Genomic DNA, 16,658 nt, shown 5'->3' with positions numbered 1-16,658 from the left:
AGATAGCCTTAGTTACACAGAGTAATAACTAATTCTCAAGGAGAGAAAATTTGTGAGTCTTCCATATACTGGGGGTTGTCAATGCGGGGAGATTCGTTACGAAATTCATGCCCAACCTTTAACTCTCTACCTGTGCCATTGCAAAGAGTGTCAAAAACAATTCTCTAGTGCCTTTGGGATGTCATTGACTGTAGGACGAGATGCTGTGGTTATTACTCAAGGACAGCCAAAAGCTTGGATTCGTAAAGCTGATAGCGGACGTGAAGTAAAAAATCTATTCTGCGGTGAGTGCGGAACGCGGTTATTTCATGAGCGGACTTACAGCCGTGATACTATCAACGTTAAAGCTGGGACGTTAGATGATACAACAAAGTTACGTCCAGTTGGCAACGTTTGGACACGCAGCGCCCAGACATGGGTAACGATTTGGGACGAGATGCTTAACTACGACGGGCAACCAGATGATATGCATCTTTTATGGGACAAATGGACACAACAGCATTCATAAATTTTTAGCTTTAACATTTGTATTTTTGTAAGCGATTACTCTCCTATGAGTGGATCTACAGCAAAGTATTTGTTCATTCACTCCAGACTGGAGGATGTACAGTAAAATTTTGTACAAGAGATTTTTGGGCGTTATTGCAAGATTTCCAAGAAATATGCCAATTTCTTTGGGCGAATCAAGCGAGCTTTTTCGTCATAAATACGCTGTTCGGGTCATTAATGTAGTCAGCGAAGGGGCCTCGGTACTCGAACCCATACCGTGTGTATAAGGCTCGTGCTGGGGCGAACTCTGGAATTGCCCCTGTTTCCAAATTCAGGCAATCGTAAGCACGCCGTTCGGCTTCTTTGATTATGTGTTCAAGCATCTTTGAGGCGATACCCTTACGACGGTGAGCCTTGGCGGTACGCATTGATTTGACTTCACCACTTCTTGAATCTAGTTCTTTCAATGCTCCACATCCGAGTAATTCATCGCCCTCCCAAGCCGTCCAGAAAGTAATATCTGGCGAGCGCAATGCCTCTAAATCAAGAGCATGAACGCTTTGGGGCGGGGTAATCTCATGCATATTTTCGAGATGTTCCCGCAGAAGGTCAGCGATCTTTTTACCTGTCAGGTCATCTTCACGAATTTGCAATCGACTCATCTCCTTAATTTGCTAGACAAAATTCATGCGCTCAAGCCTTTAGTTGAGCGCGATTATGTGGTTCATCAAAATTAATTACAGGGCCTTTTGGCACAATGCGGGTGGGGTTAACCTTGGGATGGCTTTTGTAATAATGCCTTTTGATGTGGTCTAGATTACAAGTTTCTTTGACTCCCGGCAGTTGGTAGAGTTCTTTAAGATAATTCCACAGATTAGGATACTCGACAATTCGGTGGATGTTGCATTTGAAATGCACATAATAAACTGCATCAAAGCGAAACAAGGTAGTAAACATACACCAGTCTGCTTCAGTAATTTGATTTCCACACAGATAGCGTTGCTTACCTAATACTTCTTCCCAGTAATCGAGAGCAGTAAATAATTCTGTTACCGCTTCATCATAAGCAGACTGAGTAGTAGCAAATCCTGCACGGTAGACACCGTTATTAATTGGTTGATAAATTGCATCAATCGTTTCGTCAACTACTTTTTGCAAATCTTGAGGATAGAAGTTGACATTTTTTTTAGCGAAATCATCAAATTGTGTATCAAACATTCGGATGATTTCGCGGGATTCATTATTAACAATTGTATGTTTTTGGGTATCCCATAAAACTGGAACTGTCACCCGCCCACTGTAATTAGGATCAGCCTTGAGATAAATTTGCCAGAGATATTGAGTACCGTTGACTGTATCAGGAATCGCTCCTGGTTCATCAACAAATTCCCAGCTATTTTGATCAATTTCCGCGCCAACTACCGATAAGCCAATGGTATCTGTCAAACCTTTTAACTGGCGGAGAATTGCGGTGCGACAGGCCCAAGGACAAGCCCAAGAAATATAAAGATGATATCGTCCTGGTTCAGCTTTAAATCCACTTGAGCCATCCGCTGTAATTTGATTGCGAAAAGTTGTTGAGGGACGAATAAATTTCCCATCTAAGTCTTCTTGATTTCTTTCAGCTATCCACTGACCATCTTTGAGGATTCCCAAACCCATAATTACCTCCTGATTCGTTAGCCATTGGCTAATGACCTTTTTTGAATTCAAAATGCAAAATAAAAAATCAAGAAATTTTTGAATTGATTAATTTTGAGTAATCATAAGGGTTTAGCATTGCTAAACCCCTACAATCATGGGGTAATAATTACGAATTATTCTGACTATTCAGCATTAAGAATTTTTGGTACTTTGAAAAAATCGCCTTCCTGTTCAGGCGCACCGTTGAGGATGGCTTCTCGGTCAGGATAGGGTTGCAACTCATCCTCTCGTGTGACGTTGCTGACATCAATTGCCCGTGTTGTTGGGGGCACATCACTGACATCTAATTCACTTAGCTGTTGGACATAATCTAAAATACTTCCCAATTGGGTAGTGAATTGCTCTTCCTCTTCTGGTGTCAATTCTAAACGAGCGAGGAGAGCCACTTTGTGAACTTGCTCACGATCAATCATGGTTTGTCAGTAGTTAATGGTCAATAGTCAATGGTCAGAAATCAATTTATTACTCATAATTGACGACTGACCACTGACTAATTAGCTAAAAGAATACGTCAGTTTGCGATCGCCCGGTGGTTTTCAGCCAGTTTTGAGCTTCGATATAGTTATTAGGAGCCATGCGAATAGCTCTCACCCAGTAGTCTGCTGCTTGGTCTAACAGGGCTTCACCCCCGTCATTATCTCCAGCTTCTTTAGCTTTTTCGCCTTGGTAGTGATAAATCACGGCGATGTTGTTCAAGGCTTGAGGTAGACGTGGGTTAATCTCAATTGCTTGGTGATACAATTCTAAAGCTTTGTTGTGATCGCCGTTGCTGGCATAAATCAGCCCCATATTGTAGAGGATATAGCTGCGATCGTTGGGGTCTTCCTCTAATGTTAGGGCTTCTTCGTAGCATTCTAAAGCTTCAGCATATTCGCCGTCTGCCTGGGCCGTCATGCCATCTCGGTAATAAACAAATGCTTCTTTAGCTTTTTTGTTAGTTGGCAGTATCTTGAGAATGATATCTGCCATCACTGTAAAGGATTTGTCAATAAAGTTATCGTTTTTCTGTGTTCTTGGCATATTCGCCTCTATTGAGATTGCAGCTATTGGCTCAAAAATGCCCCCATCTCTTGTGGAGGAGGACGCGATTAATATTCTTTAGGTCTTGTGGGCACAGACGGAACACCCCTATTTTCCCTTCTGAGCAAAGGAAAGCAAAAGGGGTAACCGCAAATTTTATTCACTGATTATTTTTGCAATCGGTATACTCAATAGCTAATTTAACTGATTTATGAGGCATTCTTCTCGCTCATCGGCATAATACACTCTGGGGTATTATGCTGCGGTTTGTTTACCAAAGTGCTAACCGGGTAGCTAGTCATCGCTTCGGCTGGATAAGGACGCAATAGCTGCTGTAATACATCAGGAGTTTGCACTTCCGGGTCTAACCACAAATTGTAATCGTCGGGAGACAGAATTACTGGCATGCGATCGTGGATTGGTTGCAGTAATTTATTGGCTGCCGTTGTCAAAATTGTACAAGAAACTATTTCCTCTATTGAAGGCGATCGCCATTTTTCCCACAAACCTGCAAAGGCAAAGGGTTGCCCATCTTGCACACGAAAATAAAATGGCTGCTTCTTGCTTGCTTGTCGTTGCCACTCATAAAAGCCATCAGCTAGCACTAAACAGCGTCTGTGTTTAAAAGCTGAACGGAAAGATGGCTTTTCAACAACGGTTTCTGCCCTAGCATTGATCAGTTTTGCCCCTATAGTTGGGTCTTTTGCCCATGAGGGGATTAACCCCCAACGTAAATATTGAAATTCACGTTTATTGCTTTCGAGGTTATGTAAAGCAGTTGCTACCATGTGCGTAGGTGCAATGTTATATTGCGCCTCTAAGTTCGGAACCGCTTCTACATCGAAAGCTTGCGCTAATACTGCTGCTGCTTGATTTAAAGTAAATCTTCCACACATACTTTTATCTCCGACCACGGATTAAAATTAAACATTTAAATATGAGAATTAAAGAATACTTTTTTTATTTCTTCAGATAATTCTATTTCTTTCTAAGATGTTGAATAGAAAGCAAAAAATATCCGGTTTTTGGAAAATCATTTGGTAAGATATTGTATTTTGAACCCTCCCTTCTCACATATTCTTTATTATATTTTTTGGCATGGAAACGCTGCGGCTGTACGATTTTTTACCTTCAGGCAATGGCTACAAGATACGTCTTCTATTAACACAAATTGGGATGCCCTTTGAAAGGATAGAAGTAAACATCACCAAAGGCGAGACTCGAACACCCGAATTTTTAAGTAAAAATCCTAACGGTAAAATTCCACTTTTGGAAATTGAACCAGGGAAATACTTAGCAGAATCAAATGCCATATTGGTATATCTAAGCGAAGGAACAGAATTTCTACCCTATGACCGATTTTTGCGAGCCCAAGTTTTGCAATGGTTATTTTTTGAACAATATAGCCATGAACCTTTTATCGCAACATCAAGATTTTTGATTTCTATTTTAGGTAAGTCTGAGGAAAATCAGGAAGCTATCAAACAAAGACGGGAACCGGGCTATGCAGCATTAAAGGTGATGGAGAACCAATTAACCTTTCACACTTTTTTTGTAGGTGAACGTTATACGATCGCTGATATTGCTTTGTTTGCTTACACTCATGTAGCCCATGAAGGCGGGTTTGATATGACACAATTTCCTGCTATTCAAGCTTGGATTGAACGAGTCAAATCTCAGCCAGGATATATCAGCATTCAACAAGAGTAACAAAATTATTTTAACAACAATGGTCAGTTAACAGTTATCAAGTTAAAGGTGTTAACTGTTAACTGACCACTGTTCACTAATTTAACACTAGATATCTGTATCAATTTCCACTAGCTTTTGTCGAGAGGTCATACCTGATTTAATTTGGATATGAGATTTGGGTACATCAAATTTTTCTGCTAGTAGTTTAATTAGCTCTTCATTTGCTTTACCGTCTACTGGAGGAGATTTTAAATGTATATTCAAACTACCATCGGTTTGTTCTTCAATTTTTTGTTGTTTTGAATTAGGTTTAACCTTAACTTTTTTTTGCATTACTTATTCCTTGTAATTTTCGTAGCCATAGCCAACCTAAAACACAACCCAACAGATAATGTGGAAAATCCCACCAAACAAAGGTAGTACCAAGTAACCATTTACCTATCAATGTAGCGCGAATCTCTTTCAATAATGGTGGATGCCAAAGCTGCAAAAATTCGAGTATACAGGTGATGATAAAAACCCAAATAGGAATTTGCTTGACTGCTGCCCGACTCCTGGCAAACAAAAATGCAAATAAACACCAAAAGATTTCGTAAAATACAGCTGCTCCATAGTCATTAAACCATTGGTGAGCAGGCCCAGAGTAGTATTTAAATAAAAAGCCCATCGCTATCACGATGAGCAAAGAAAAAATGATATAGATTGTTTGGTTACGGTTGCGGAGCATTTTTTCCAGGCTATAAACTAAGGAAAATTTTAGCCTTGGCACCGATATTTTTTCAGTTGCTTTTGCATTATGCAAAATCTCACAACTTCGTAGTCAGATGCAGATAGCAGTATTCCTTCTGCCCTCTGCCCTCTGGCTTTTGTGATTTAGGGATATCTTTTGCTACCAGCACCCACTACACCAATTTTGTGGCGATAAGAGAGTTCAGCACCAAACCATCCAGAAATGCTAGTCAGTGTACCGACAATCAGGGAGATTAACAGTCCCCAAGGTAAGATGCGTGATTCAGCGTTACCCAGACGAAGCAGAAAATTGACAAGTGTTAAAACCAAGATAGAGACGTTAAGAATCATGTGCGCCCAACCTGCGGTGCGCTTGCGGACTCGTTCAATTCTTAAAAAGTCACTCATCCCGGTTATTGCAGCTATGACACCTCCAGCCAACCCGAGTCCGATTAACCATAACGAAGCCCTGGCCCAGAAGAAATCATTGGTTAACCAGTAGCCGAAGTCGCTTCCTAAGGCGGCGGCTAAAAAGGCTATGGGGAAGATGACAGTCAAAGGGTGTAAGGGATGTCCAGCGATCGCCACTGTGCTGGGTACACCACTATCAAGATACTCTCTGTCGTCACTTTCAATAATTGGCGGAATATTAGGAAAAGGTGTCGAGGTTGTTTCTGTAGTTTCCATTATTTACTACCCTAAATTTAAGCTGAAGGAATTTGCTCAACATAAGCTTGCGATTGGAGGATGAGTTTGCCTGTTTCTACCTCTAAACTCTTAACTTGCAAGCTCATTCCATCCAAGTCAAAGTTACTCAGATTCAAAAGTTCACTCGTTTGATCTATCAAAGCTTTTGTGAGTTCTGGCGATATTTCTTCACCTTGACCATACTCGACATTTTCCAAAGAAACCGTTTTTCCGTCAGGGCTGACACGGGGTACTGCCGAAAAATCAACTTGGCGAGTTTCGCCAATTTCTACTAACAATATGTTGGCATTGATTGCAACTTTTTCCTCCCCAGGTAAACGGAATTCTACATTTTGGGGTGCAATTGACATCGGTTGTCCGTCGATCTGTATTTTCTGATTTTGAAGTTGGGAACGGACATATTCCGAGTTAAAGGCGCGGTTAATATCAGCTTCGGTTAAAACAACCCGCGCAGTTCCTACAGTAGGTTTAGTAAGTTCAATTTTGCCAAAGGCAACACTCATGGGATTAATAGCGACGCTATTTGTCTGCATTTGCATTTCCTCCATTCGGAGGTCTTTTTGCATCACCAAACCTTTGCCTTCAATCGTTACTGAATCCACTTGTCCTTGAACCAGTTTGAGCGGATCAGTTTTAATATCGACATCTAAATTTTCTACTGCATCCAACTGGCTAGATAATCCTATTTCGGCTGCTTTATTCAGCGCTTGCTCTCCTAGTCCAGGACTTTCTGACATTATGACTTAATCTCCGCTTTGACTATCTTTGGCTACCTTTGAGTCAATCTAGAAAATCGACATCAAAAATTTATCTATCTGGCGATGGAGTAAATATTTAATACTTGTCTATCTAAATGTAGAAGTAAGAATTTATGAATCATTTTTTTAAGTTTCTATCTTGAGTTGCGAAAGCAATCACTCAAAAGAAAGAGGGAAGAATACTCAGCAATATGCAAACTTGAGATTAGTGACAAATACGAACACTTTTTTGAGGAGAACATAAAATGGTAGCTAGTTTAGATGATGCTAAACGCAATGCAATTGCCGTTAAATTGGCAAATATGAAGGCCCTCCAACAGTTGATTATCGAAAATGAACAACTGCTTTTGAGTCAAGGTCTTGATAGTGAAATTGCTGATCGCCTCCGCGATTTCCTCAAAGATGACGAAAAAAATCTGGGCATTATTGAAACAGCAATTGGTCAGTATGGTATCCAAGCTGAACCAAAACAAAGTGTTCAACAAATGATTGAAACAGCTCGGCAATTGTTTCAAGGTTCCGAACTAAGCCTGTACGAAAAAGTATCTCAGCATGAATTGCTGAAGCATCAACAAACCATGAGCGGTTTGTTAGTTCACAAAGCTGCCCAAAAAGTTGGCGCTGACGTAATGCTAGCGATCGGGCCTCTCAACGCCGTTAACTTCGAGAACCGCGCTCACCAAGAGCAACTTAAAGGCGTTTTGGAGATTTTGGGTGTTCGTGAGCTAACTGGACAAGATGCAGATCAAGGTATCTGGGCACGGGTTCAAGATGCTATGGCAGCATTCAGCGGCGTGGTAGGTAGTGCTGTTACCCAAAGCAGTGACAAACAAGATCTGAACATCCAAGATGTTATCCGGTTGGATCACAACAAGGTAAATACTCTGTTCACCGAACTATTGCAAAGCGACGACCCACAAAAGATCCAAGAGTATTTTGGTCAAATCTACAAGGATCTAACCGCTCACTCTGAAGCTGAAGAAGAAGTAGTTTACCCAAGAGTACGGGCTTTCTACGGCGAGGGCGATACACAAGAACTGTTTGACGAGCAAGCCGAAATGAAGCGGATGTTAGAGGAAATTCAGGCTATTAGCCCCTCTTCAGATCAATTCAAAGATAAAATCAGACAGTTGATGGATGCCGTTGGCGATCATATTCGTCAAGAAGAAAGCACAATGTTTGCTGCTATTCGCAACAACTTGAGTTCTGAGCAAACTGAACAATGGGCTACCGAATTCAAAGCTGCTAAGACCCGAATTCAACAAAGACTTGGTGTAGTTAGCGAAGCAAATGCGTAGAACGCTTTTAGCCTTCTCTAGAGATTAGCAAAGGTTAGTTAAAATTGCAGGCTCCCAACATCTAGGTGTTGGGAGTCTTTGCTTATCGTCAATCAAAAAACTAGGTAGATTAATGGTGCGATTAGCTGCCAAGTCGTGTTTCATCCCACGCCCAAAAGAAGTGGGCTTTCACGCTCCCGTTATTCCTTGTAATTCCTAATTAAGAAAAATTTGTGTTGTAAATATAATAATTTTTTCCTATAGAAATCTTCAAAAAAATGTATGGTGGGCAATGCCCACCATATCCGGGTTTTGGTGGGCATTGCCTACCCTACGCGTATTTCATAAATTAAATAGGAATCCTATAGTGTAATAAATAATATCGATTTATTCTCAGCAGGTTAGCTTTTCAAACTAAGAGGAGGAATTATTGTAACTATGAATCAAATTAAGCGTGTTGTTATTGTCGGTGGAACCCACGGAAACGAACTTATAGGTATTTACCTGGTTAAAAAATTTGAGGAAATGCCTAAGCTAATTCAGCGAGAAAGCTTTGAAAGTTACACTTTGATCGCCAATCCCAAAGCATATGAAATTGGGAAAAGATATGTAGATACTGACCTCAATCGCTGTTTTCAACGCCAAGATTTAGAAAATCCAAAGCTTTCAAGTTACGAAGCACAAAGAGCCAAAGCAATTTACCGAACTTTCGGGACTGGAGGTAGCTTGGCGGCGGATTTTGTTATTGATTTACACAGCACAACCTCCAACATGAGGCTAACAATTATTTTGCCAAGCAAACATTCATTTAACTTGCGGTTAGCGGCTTATCTTTCTAGTGTAAATCCCAACGTTAAGGTACTTTATTCAGAGCCAAAAACCTCTGATAGGCCTTATCTAGATTCGATTTGCGAATTTGGCTGCACTATCGAAGTCGGTGCAGTTGCTCAAGGAGTATTGAATGCAACTTTATTTCAGCAAACTAAAGAACTTGTTCACATAATTCTTGACTATGTGGAAGCCTACAACGAGGGAACACCACCGCAAGTAAAAGATACATTTACTATTTATCAAACTATTCAGACAATAGATTATCCCAGAAATGAAGTTGGAGAAATTCAAGCAATGATTCATCCTCAGCTGCAATTTAGAGATTATGAAGCACTGCATCCTGGGGAACTAATATTTTTAACTTTTGATGGACAAGAGATTGCCTATGAAGGTGACTCAACTGTATTCCCGGTGTTTATTAACGAAGCAGCTTACTACGAAAAAGGCGTTGCCATGTGTATAACTCAACAGCTACAAGAAGTATTATCTTTATGAGGCAGGGGGGCAGAGGAGCAGAGGAGAGGGTTGTAGGTTTTACCTATTAATAGCAGGATAAAAACCCTTTCTTTTAGAGGGTTTGAGGGCAGTGCCAGTATTTATAAGCAGCATACGCCATAGTCACAACCCCGGTGAGAATTGCAGATTCATCGACTTCAAATTCGGGGTGGTGTAATGGGTGATTAATAAGTCTGTCTGGGTAGCCTACGCCCAAGCGAAACATAGAACCAGGAGCGTGTTCTAAATAAACAGAAAAATCTTCAGCGCCAAGGGAGGGTTCGGGTAAGACTTGGACGCGATCGCTACTCCAAGCTTCTTCAGCTGCTGATTGAAACAATTGTGTCAGGGCATAATCATTTTGAACGCTGGGTACGCCTTGGTGATAATTGACTTGATAACGCGCACCATAGGAATTGCAAACATTAGCGACGATATTTTCGATCCACTTGGGGAGATTAGCACGAGTTTCGGGGTGGAGCGATCGCACGGTTCCCAGCAAGCGTACCTGATCGGCAATCACATTTGGCGCTCTCCCACCATTAATCTGTCCAATGCTCAATACTACAGGACGTAGGGGATTTTGTGTCCGGCTAATTGCCTGTTGCAGCGCGGTAATTACTTGCGAAGCAATCCAAATTGCATCAACCGCCTCATGAGGACGCGCCCCATGCCCAGATTCGCCAATAATGATAATCTCTAAATCATCGGCGGCGGCGGTCAATGCACCGTAACGCACACCAATCGAACCTGCGGGTATGGAAGGAAAAACATGAATTCCTAATACAGCCGAGACATTTTTCATGGCTCCATCTTTAACCATCCAGTTTGCTCCTTGAGCAATTTCCTCGGCTGCTTGAAATAAAAACCGCACCTTACCGCCTAACGCTTCTGCCATTTGGGACAGTACCATTGCTGTTCCTAAGCCCACTGTGGTATGGACATCATGTCCACAAGCGTGCATCACGCCTGCGGTGCGAGAGGTGTATTCCAACCTAGTACGTTCTTGAATTGGCAAAGCATCCATATCGGTACGTATTGCCAATAAACGGGGATCTTTACCAGTACCTTGCAGTTCGCCAATAACCCCAGTTTTGCCAACCCCCTCTTGCACATGCAAACCACTAGAAGACAGCACACCAGCAACAAAAGCAGCTGTTTGGTATTCTTGACCGCTGAGTTCTGGGTGAGCATGGATGTGGCGGCGAATTTCAATGAGGCGGGGTGCTAGTTTTGTGGCTAAGTCTTTAATCTCGGTAAGCATAGATTGATCGCAGTTGACTGGCTTTGTTCCCATGATAAAGAAGTGTTAACCAGTAGCTAACCTGAAATTACCACAATATCAACGGAAGCTTATGCTATAAGCCTTGATATATAAAGAATACAGCGATTTTATTCTCAAAAACGAGTCATTTATAACTTTAGTAAATAAGGTTTCGGATAAGATCCCCCCGCTTACGACGACCCCCTTTTTCAGGGGGTTAAAGAAGAAAAATAGCATCCCTTTTTAAGGGTAGGCAGTGCGCCCCTGCTCCTTTGCCTCTTCTTGAGCGTGAATATTTGCGCCTATTTCTTCGGAGTAACTTGGTCTGGGCCTTCCTGCAACGACCAGCCATAAGGTTTGTCAGAGGTGACGACACCATTAGCCATTGTTGTTAGCCGGAAATTTGCCGCCCGAAAATTAGTGAACAGCAATGTGGCACCCTTGAGGTTAGCTGCTTCCAAATTGGCACTGATGAAACCAGCAAAAGATAAATCGGCATTCTCTAAAGATGCTGATTTCAAATTTGAACCGGTTAAGGAAGCACCTTTGAGATTCGCAGAACTCAGAATCGCAGCTTCTAGGTTTGCACCGGTAAGGTCTGCATTGGTGAGATTAGCCTGAGATAAAATGGCTCCCTTCAAATTAGCCCCACGCAAATTAGCTCCTGGCAGATTAGCTTGTGTGAGGTCAGCACCACCCAACTCGCACCTGGGACAGTTACCCGTTGTCTTCAATTGCTCTAAATCTTGTTGGTTCAATGCTAGAGCTTGTTGTGCAAATCCAAAACAAGTTAACAGGGTCAGGGTAGCGACAGTCTTAAGTTTCATATTTTTTACGGATATTCACTAACGGATGACAAGTACTCTCGTGTTCCGTTAAAGCCCCATAATACTTACACCATCGCCAAACTCTGATGACAAACACAGAGGGTAGTCTCTGGCTCACACCATAGGCTAGGTAGAGTACCTAAATTATGGGCATTTCAACGGTCACGGACACGGTATAACAACTATACGTATGTCATACTTAACATATCCGAATTTCTCACCAAATAGCGGCTAATGAAGCGACGATGAAGAAGTTATAAAAATCTTATAAATTCTAGTAATGATACTAGCCAAAATAAAATGTAGGGATTAGAATCTAGTCGTAACGAACTATACTGAACCAATTATAGACTACCACATATTTGATCCCCCTAGGCCGATGATAAAAAACGGCTAGGGGGATCTTAATTTTGGGCATTTTCTTAACGCCACCCTAAAAAGCGCAACCCAGGCACAATTAGGTAATAATTCACTGCTAACCAAAAGCTTAGAAACGCACCTTCAACAATAAAAAAACCTAATGGCAGGGGTAACTCCTGCCATTGGGGTTGACTAGAAAATTGAAATACATCTGGTGGCAACCCTAAACGAATCAAACTAATGAATAAAAGTGCAGTACCCAAGGAAGCAATGACAGCGTAAACTATACGATGGCTGCGAAGACCTAAACCGAGGGTGAACAGGAAAACTGCAAACACAATTGACATCACCAACCCTTCATTACTATTTCTGGGTGTGGTGAATTGCAAAACTAACCAGCCAAAGCCATAGCTAATCATACCCATCAGCGATGCTACCAAAAACCGCCGTCGCTGACCAAAACCACCCGCAGCTGTTAGTCCCCATGCAGTTCCTAAACCTGCGGCAGCAAACACTAGAATTTCTGCCCCTAATACAGTTGAAGTATCGGAAAATAAGCCAGGTAGCTGACGAAAGATAAATTCGGCAACGCGATCGCCTAAGATTGTGCGATAGGCCAAAATAAAACCGGCGATCGTACCGATAGCAGCACCAAGCCCAGTCAGAATCATCGCCCAAATTGTTACCAGACAGGCTAGTAAGAATTTAGCGATCGCCTGAAGTATAAAAAGAGTAGTCTTGCCAACAGCTTTGCTAAAGTTCGCTAAGGCTTTTTCCACAGCTTGCATTAGCAGTATCAGTTTATTTAATACTTGCTGCCAAAAGCCTTGAAGTATAGAAAATAAATTCTGCTGTGATATTCGAGAAATTTTCGCCAAACGTTTTTGAATAATATTGGCATTTGCTGGGCGCGATCGTACATCCTCTTGCACCATCTCATCCAACAAATCTGCAAACTGCGGATTCACATTCACCCGACTACGCCAGCGCAACCCCCCAGTCTGTGGATCTTCCAACTCTGGGGGATACTTACATGTTAGTAATTCAATTGCTGTGCGACCAAGGGCATAAAAATCAGAACTTGGCCCCACATTACCCCCAGTAACTTGTTCTGGTGGGCTGTAGCCGGAAGAAAATAATCTAGTTGAACTCGATTGAGAACGAAGCATAGGGCTGCTAAATTGTTTGGCCCCGCCAAAATCAATCAACACCAATTGATCCCCCCCTGTTTCCTGCCGAACCAGAGGTATAGTTGGCAAGGAGTTACGCAGCATTAAATTAGAAGGTTTGATATCTCTGTGAATAATCTGGTGTTTGTGCAATTCCTGCAAAATCTGTACAGCCTGGGTAACCCAGTTGAACACCATAATCTCTGGACAGCCTAGAGGATAGCTTTTAAGAATTTCTTCTAAAGTCTGCCCGTTGATTTTTTCCATCACCAGACAAGGCAGTTGACGTAGTTTGGGATTAGACAAATTTAATTGAAAATAGCCATCTGCATCGACTCTAGGGACACCCGGATGCCGCAAATTGCTTAAAACTGCCGCTTCTTGTCTAAACAAGTCCAGTGCTTTCAGTGAATTTTCTACCAATACTTTCAGCACTTTTTCTGTCTGCGTTTTTTCATCCCAAACTGTGTAAATTTGGGCAAATCCTCCCGATCCCAAAGGCTGAAGTGGGATATAGCGGTCTAACAACTGTAGCGGTGCGCCACAGCTGTTACAAAATTTGTTTCCCCAAGGCTGAGGATAGGGACGTTGACAGTCAGGGTTAATGCAGTGAACCGCACTCTGAGTGATGTGGGACACAACCGCTACGATACAAAGGCTGACTTGATTTTAGCGTTTCTTTAGGTTTCTGGAATTCATCCAGATACGCTAGAATTTGCAGAATTTCACTTAATTGATCGTGAGTAACAACCTCTTTAAGAGGAAAAATGAGTTTTTGTATTGACATTGTGTTTACAAAATTTGTATGTTGATTATATAAAAGACATTTAGAGGAGATTGATTGATGCAAAAGAAATCAACAGAGCCAGTCAATCGGAACCGTAATCTGACGATCAATATCCGGGTACACCAAACGCAGCGTGATTTAATAGATCATGCGGCGGAGATTCTTGGTAAAAATCGCTCAGATTTTATGCTAGAAGCAGCTTGTCGAGAAGCTGAAGCTGTCTTACTTGAACGCAGATTATTTATTTTAGATGACGCAAAGTTTAAACAATTTATGGATGCTCTCGATGCACCACCTATGGAAAACCAGAATTTACGCAAATTATTGACAAAAAAAGCGCCTTGGGATGAAGTGTGACAATAGAGGAGAATCAAGAGTTACAAGCTCCTCAACCAATAAATTCAAACTATGATTTGAATGAATTTAATTCAGGGTATCCAGAATTGGACGATTGGTTGAAGAGTCGTGCATTAAAAAATGAAGGTGAGGCTTCACGAACTTATGTTGTAACGGTTGGACAAAAAGTTATTGCTTATTACTGTCTGGCTACTGCCAGTGTAATACATGCCGAAGCTCCAGGTAGAGTTAAACGCAATATGCCTGATCCCATACCTCTTGTAGTTATTGGCAGACTCGCTGTAGATTCTCACTGGCAGCAAAAAGGGATTGGGAGTGCATTATTGCGTGATGCTGTTCTTCGTATATTGCAAGCATCTGAAATTTTAGGAATCAGAGCTATTCTTGTACACGCTATCTCAGAAAGGGCAAAAAAGTTTTATGAGGAGCGTGGGTTTATTCCTTCACCAGTCAATCCAATGACACTTATGGTTACGCTTGCAAGTGTAAGGATTGCATTGAGTAAAGATAAATTTTAGCTAGGAAGGTGCGTTATGCTAAGGCGTGTCATCAAATAGGCATCAATCTAATTTAGAATTGATAGCCAAGCGCGAGTTGAGTCATGAGGAGGAGTGTAAAAATGACGCGCCGCTATGCTTTGCGAGATGACCAGTGGGAACGCATCAAAGACCTACTACCAGGGCGAAAAGAGACTGTCGCAGTGACGGCTAAAAATAATCGATTGTTTGTCGAAGCCGTACTGTATTCTCCCCTTGCAGGTATCCGGTGGCGAGACTTACCCGAAAGGTTTGGGGATTTTCGATCGTTGCAAATTGGAGCCTTGTTTGCAATAACCCTGAGTGGGTGGCGAGACTTACCCGAAAGGTTTGGGGATTTTCGAGTAGTTCATACCCGTTTGAGTCGATGGCAAAGCGCGGAGTGTGGCAACGGGTGTTTGAAGCCTTAGCCGAGGATGCAGACAACGAATATGCTCCCGATTGACTCGACGATTGTGCGTGCCCACCAACACAGTGCCGGAGCAAAGGGGGGGATGCGTCTAGGGAAGCCATCGGACGCAGCAAAGGTGGATTGAGTACCAAGATTCATACCTTGGTGGATGCCTTGGGCAATCCTATCGGCTTTCACCTGACTCCTGGACAAGCATGTGACCTTGATGGAGCCGATACCGATACACTGCTTGCGGACAAGGGATACGATGCTGATGAGCGCGTGATTGAGCGACTTGAACAACAGGGCAAAACGGTAGTTATTCCGCCTAAACGCAACCGTATTGTTTCTCGTGAGTATGACAAAGACTTATATAAAGCACGACATCTGATTGAGAATTTCTTTGCCCAACTCAAGCAATATCGAGCGATTGCCTTTGGCACTGCGCTTCGCGCAATCGCAACACGTTATGATCAGCGGGCAAGGAACTTTCTGGGCGCAATTTATCTTGCTGCTGCCGTTATCTGGCTTAATTGATGACACGCCCTAAAATTTAAAGCTGCAAATATTTAATTTTAATCCTCTGGTGCTGATTTACGTCTATACGTTACAGAAATTAGCGCTTCATAGGATAGAGTACACATAGCGGTTGGTAACTGCAATGTAATACAATTTGTGACTTTTAGCAGCTATCGAAAACTGACTAAAGGCCATGCGAGCAGTTGCTGAAGTATTGTTGCAAGGAGAACATCTTGAGAATACTTTTATTTATCCTGCTGTTGACGATCGCCCTATTCAGATTCACATTCATTGTTCCAGCATTAGCTGCCGAAATATCCAATGGAGCCAAAATCTTCAACGCGAACTGTTCTTCTTGCCATATAGGTGGTGGTAACATCCTCATTAGCCAGAAAACCTTGAAAAAGGAAGCATTATCAAAATACCTGGAAAATTATGACAATGACTCTATTCAAGCAATTATCAACCAGGTACAAAACGGTAAAAATGCTATGCCTGCCTTCAAAGCTAAGTTAAGTAATCAGGAGATTTTAGAAGTAGCTGCTTACGTTTTTCAACAAGCAGAAAAGGGTTGGTAAACTGCCTGAAATATGTATTTAGGAAAGGCGAAAACTCTTTGTTTAGCCAGAGAGTTTTTAACCTCTAAAAACATCCGAAAAAACCGGATTAAGGATAATCATAATGATCAAGGATGAATGAGCAAATGAATCATTCATCCTTATTCATTTTTAACTCCTCTCCAAAT

General features: G+C 41.9%; 18 protein-coding genes and 2 pseudogenes. 8 read left to right on the top strand and 12 right to left on the bottom strand.

Annotated features, from left to right (window positions below; translation table 11 throughout):
• Positions 1–52 precede the first annotated feature (52 nt).
• Positions 53–508, top strand: coding sequence for a GFA family protein (locus tag AC5JL8_RS30690; RefSeq protein ID WP_495883454.1), 456 nt, complete (start codon positions 53–55; stop codon positions 506–508).
• A gap of 175 nt (positions 509–683) precedes the next feature.
• On the opposite strand, the gene AC5JL8_RS30685 is transcribed toward AC5JL8_RS30690, so the two are convergent.
• The 5 genes and pseudogenes from AC5JL8_RS30685 to AC5JL8_RS30665 form a co-directional block, all read right to left on the bottom strand.
• A complete protein-coding gene (locus tag AC5JL8_RS30685; protein WP_495883453.1) occupies positions 684–1,151 on the bottom strand; it encodes a GNAT family N-acetyltransferase in 468 nt (155 codons plus the stop codon).
• Positions 1,152–1,182: 31 nt separating this feature from the next.
• Positions 1,183–2,151: a glutathione S-transferase family protein gene (locus AC5JL8_RS30680; protein WP_495883739.1), complete on the bottom strand. Its 969-nt coding sequence runs from the start codon at positions 2,149–2,151 to the stop codon at positions 1,183–1,185.
• A gap of 164 nt (positions 2,152–2,315) precedes the next feature.
• Positions 2,316–2,606, bottom strand: coding sequence for an Asp-tRNA(Asn)/Glu-tRNA(Gln) amidotransferase subunit GatC (gene gatC / locus AC5JL8_RS30675; RefSeq protein ID WP_495883452.1), 291 nt, complete (start codon positions 2,604–2,606; stop codon positions 2,316–2,318).
• 85 nt (positions 2,607–2,691) lie between these two features.
• Entirely contained in the window at positions 2,692–3,213 is a 522-nt protein-coding gene (locus AC5JL8_RS30670; RefSeq protein ID WP_495883451.1) for a photosystem I assembly protein Ycf3, read from the bottom strand.
• Positions 3,214–3,408: 195 nt separating this feature from the next.
• Positions 3,409–4,109: pseudogene (locus tag AC5JL8_RS30665) on the bottom strand (SOS response-associated peptidase).
• A 202-nt stretch (positions 4,110–4,311) separates the two neighbouring features.
• Here AC5JL8_RS30665 and AC5JL8_RS30660 point away from each other — a divergent pair.
• Positions 4,312–4,923, top strand: coding sequence for a glutathione S-transferase family protein (locus AC5JL8_RS30660; protein WP_495883450.1), 612 nt, complete (start codon positions 4,312–4,314; stop codon positions 4,921–4,923).
• An 87-nt stretch (positions 4,924–5,010) separates the two neighbouring features.
• Here the strand turns inward: AC5JL8_RS30660 and AC5JL8_RS30655 are convergent, their stop codons facing one another.
• The 4 genes from AC5JL8_RS30655 to AC5JL8_RS30640 all read right to left on the bottom strand — a co-directional run bounded on the left by AC5JL8_RS30655 (position 5,011) and on the right by AC5JL8_RS30640 (position 7,079).
• Positions 5,011–5,238, bottom strand: a complete 228-nt coding sequence (locus AC5JL8_RS30655) for a DUF167 domain-containing protein (RefSeq protein ID WP_495883449.1) — start codon at positions 5,236–5,238, stop codon at positions 5,011–5,013.
• Positions 5,222–5,632 carry a ribosomal maturation YjgA family protein gene (locus tag AC5JL8_RS30650; RefSeq protein WP_495883448.1) on the bottom strand — a complete coding sequence of 137 codons (411 nt, stop codon included), beginning with the start codon at positions 5,630–5,632 and terminating at the stop codon, positions 5,222–5,224. Before AC5JL8_RS30650 ends, AC5JL8_RS30655 begins: the two co-directional genes overlap by 17 nt.
• A gap of 146 nt (positions 5,633–5,778) precedes the next feature.
• Positions 5,779–6,321 (bottom strand): DUF2231 domain-containing protein, encoded by a 543-nt coding sequence (locus tag AC5JL8_RS30645; protein WP_495883447.1) that lies wholly within the window; start codon positions 6,319–6,321, stop codon positions 5,779–5,781.
• A 17-nt stretch (positions 6,322–6,338) separates the two neighbouring features.
• Positions 6,339–7,079, bottom strand: coding sequence for an LmeA family phospholipid-binding protein (locus tag AC5JL8_RS30640; protein WP_495883446.1), 741 nt, complete (start codon positions 7,077–7,079; stop codon positions 6,339–6,341).
• A 266-nt stretch (positions 7,080–7,345) separates the two neighbouring features.
• Between AC5JL8_RS30640 and AC5JL8_RS30635 the strand changes: the two genes are divergently transcribed.
• Positions 7,346–8,398 (top strand): hemerythrin domain-containing protein, encoded by a 1,053-nt coding sequence (locus tag AC5JL8_RS30635; protein WP_495883445.1) that lies wholly within the window; start codon positions 7,346–7,348, stop codon positions 8,396–8,398.
• A gap of 417 nt (positions 8,399–8,815) precedes the next feature.
• Positions 8,816–9,703 (top strand): aspartoacylase, encoded by an 888-nt coding sequence (locus tag AC5JL8_RS30630; protein WP_495883444.1) that lies wholly within the window; start codon positions 8,816–8,818, stop codon positions 9,701–9,703.
• 73 nt (positions 9,704–9,776) lie between these two features.
• Here AC5JL8_RS30630 and AC5JL8_RS30625 read toward each other — a convergent pair whose 3' ends face one another.
• The 3 genes from AC5JL8_RS30625 to AC5JL8_RS30615 form a co-directional block, all read right to left on the bottom strand.
• Positions 9,777–10,967 (bottom strand): M20 family metallopeptidase, encoded by a 1,191-nt coding sequence (locus tag AC5JL8_RS30625; RefSeq protein WP_495883738.1) that lies wholly within the window; start codon positions 10,965–10,967, stop codon positions 9,777–9,779.
• Positions 10,968–11,269: 302 nt separating this feature from the next.
• Positions 11,270–11,794 carry a pentapeptide repeat-containing protein gene (locus AC5JL8_RS30620; RefSeq protein ID WP_495883443.1) on the bottom strand — a complete coding sequence of 175 codons (525 nt, stop codon included), beginning with the start codon at positions 11,792–11,794 and terminating at the stop codon, positions 11,270–11,272.
• A 422-nt stretch (positions 11,795–12,216) separates the two neighbouring features.
• The gene (locus tag AC5JL8_RS30615) at positions 12,217–13,962 is read right to left on the bottom strand and encodes a serine/threonine protein kinase (protein WP_495883442.1); all 1,746 of its coding nucleotides are present in this window, start codon (positions 13,960–13,962) and stop codon (positions 12,217–12,219) included.
• Positions 13,963–14,167: 205 nt separating this feature from the next.
• On the opposite strand from AC5JL8_RS30615, the gene AC5JL8_RS30610 reads away from it, so the two are divergent.
• The 4 genes and pseudogenes from AC5JL8_RS30610 to petJ all read left to right on the top strand — a co-directional run bounded on the left by AC5JL8_RS30610 (position 14,168) and on the right by petJ (position 16,491).
• Positions 14,168–14,467, top strand: coding sequence for a type II toxin-antitoxin system TacA family antitoxin (locus tag AC5JL8_RS30610; protein ID WP_495883441.1), 300 nt, complete (start codon positions 14,168–14,170; stop codon positions 14,465–14,467).
• Positions 14,464–14,985, top strand: coding sequence for a GNAT family N-acetyltransferase (locus AC5JL8_RS30605; protein ID WP_495883440.1), 522 nt, complete (start codon positions 14,464–14,466; stop codon positions 14,983–14,985). The genes AC5JL8_RS30610 and AC5JL8_RS30605 overlap by 4 nt, the downstream gene beginning before the upstream one ends.
• 101 nt (positions 14,986–15,086) lie before the next feature.
• Positions 15,087–15,931, top strand: a pseudogene (locus AC5JL8_RS30600) (IS5 family transposase).
• A 215-nt stretch (positions 15,932–16,146) separates the two neighbouring features.
• Positions 16,147–16,491: a cytochrome c6 PetJ gene (petJ, locus tag AC5JL8_RS30595; RefSeq protein WP_495883439.1), complete on the top strand. Its 345-nt coding sequence runs from the start codon at positions 16,147–16,149 to the stop codon at positions 16,489–16,491.
• Positions 16,492–16,658 lie beyond the last annotated feature (167 nt).

The sequence above is a fragment of the Mojavia sp. genome (assembly GCF_059505145.1).
This window is presented reverse-complemented; position numbering and strand designations above follow the sequence as displayed.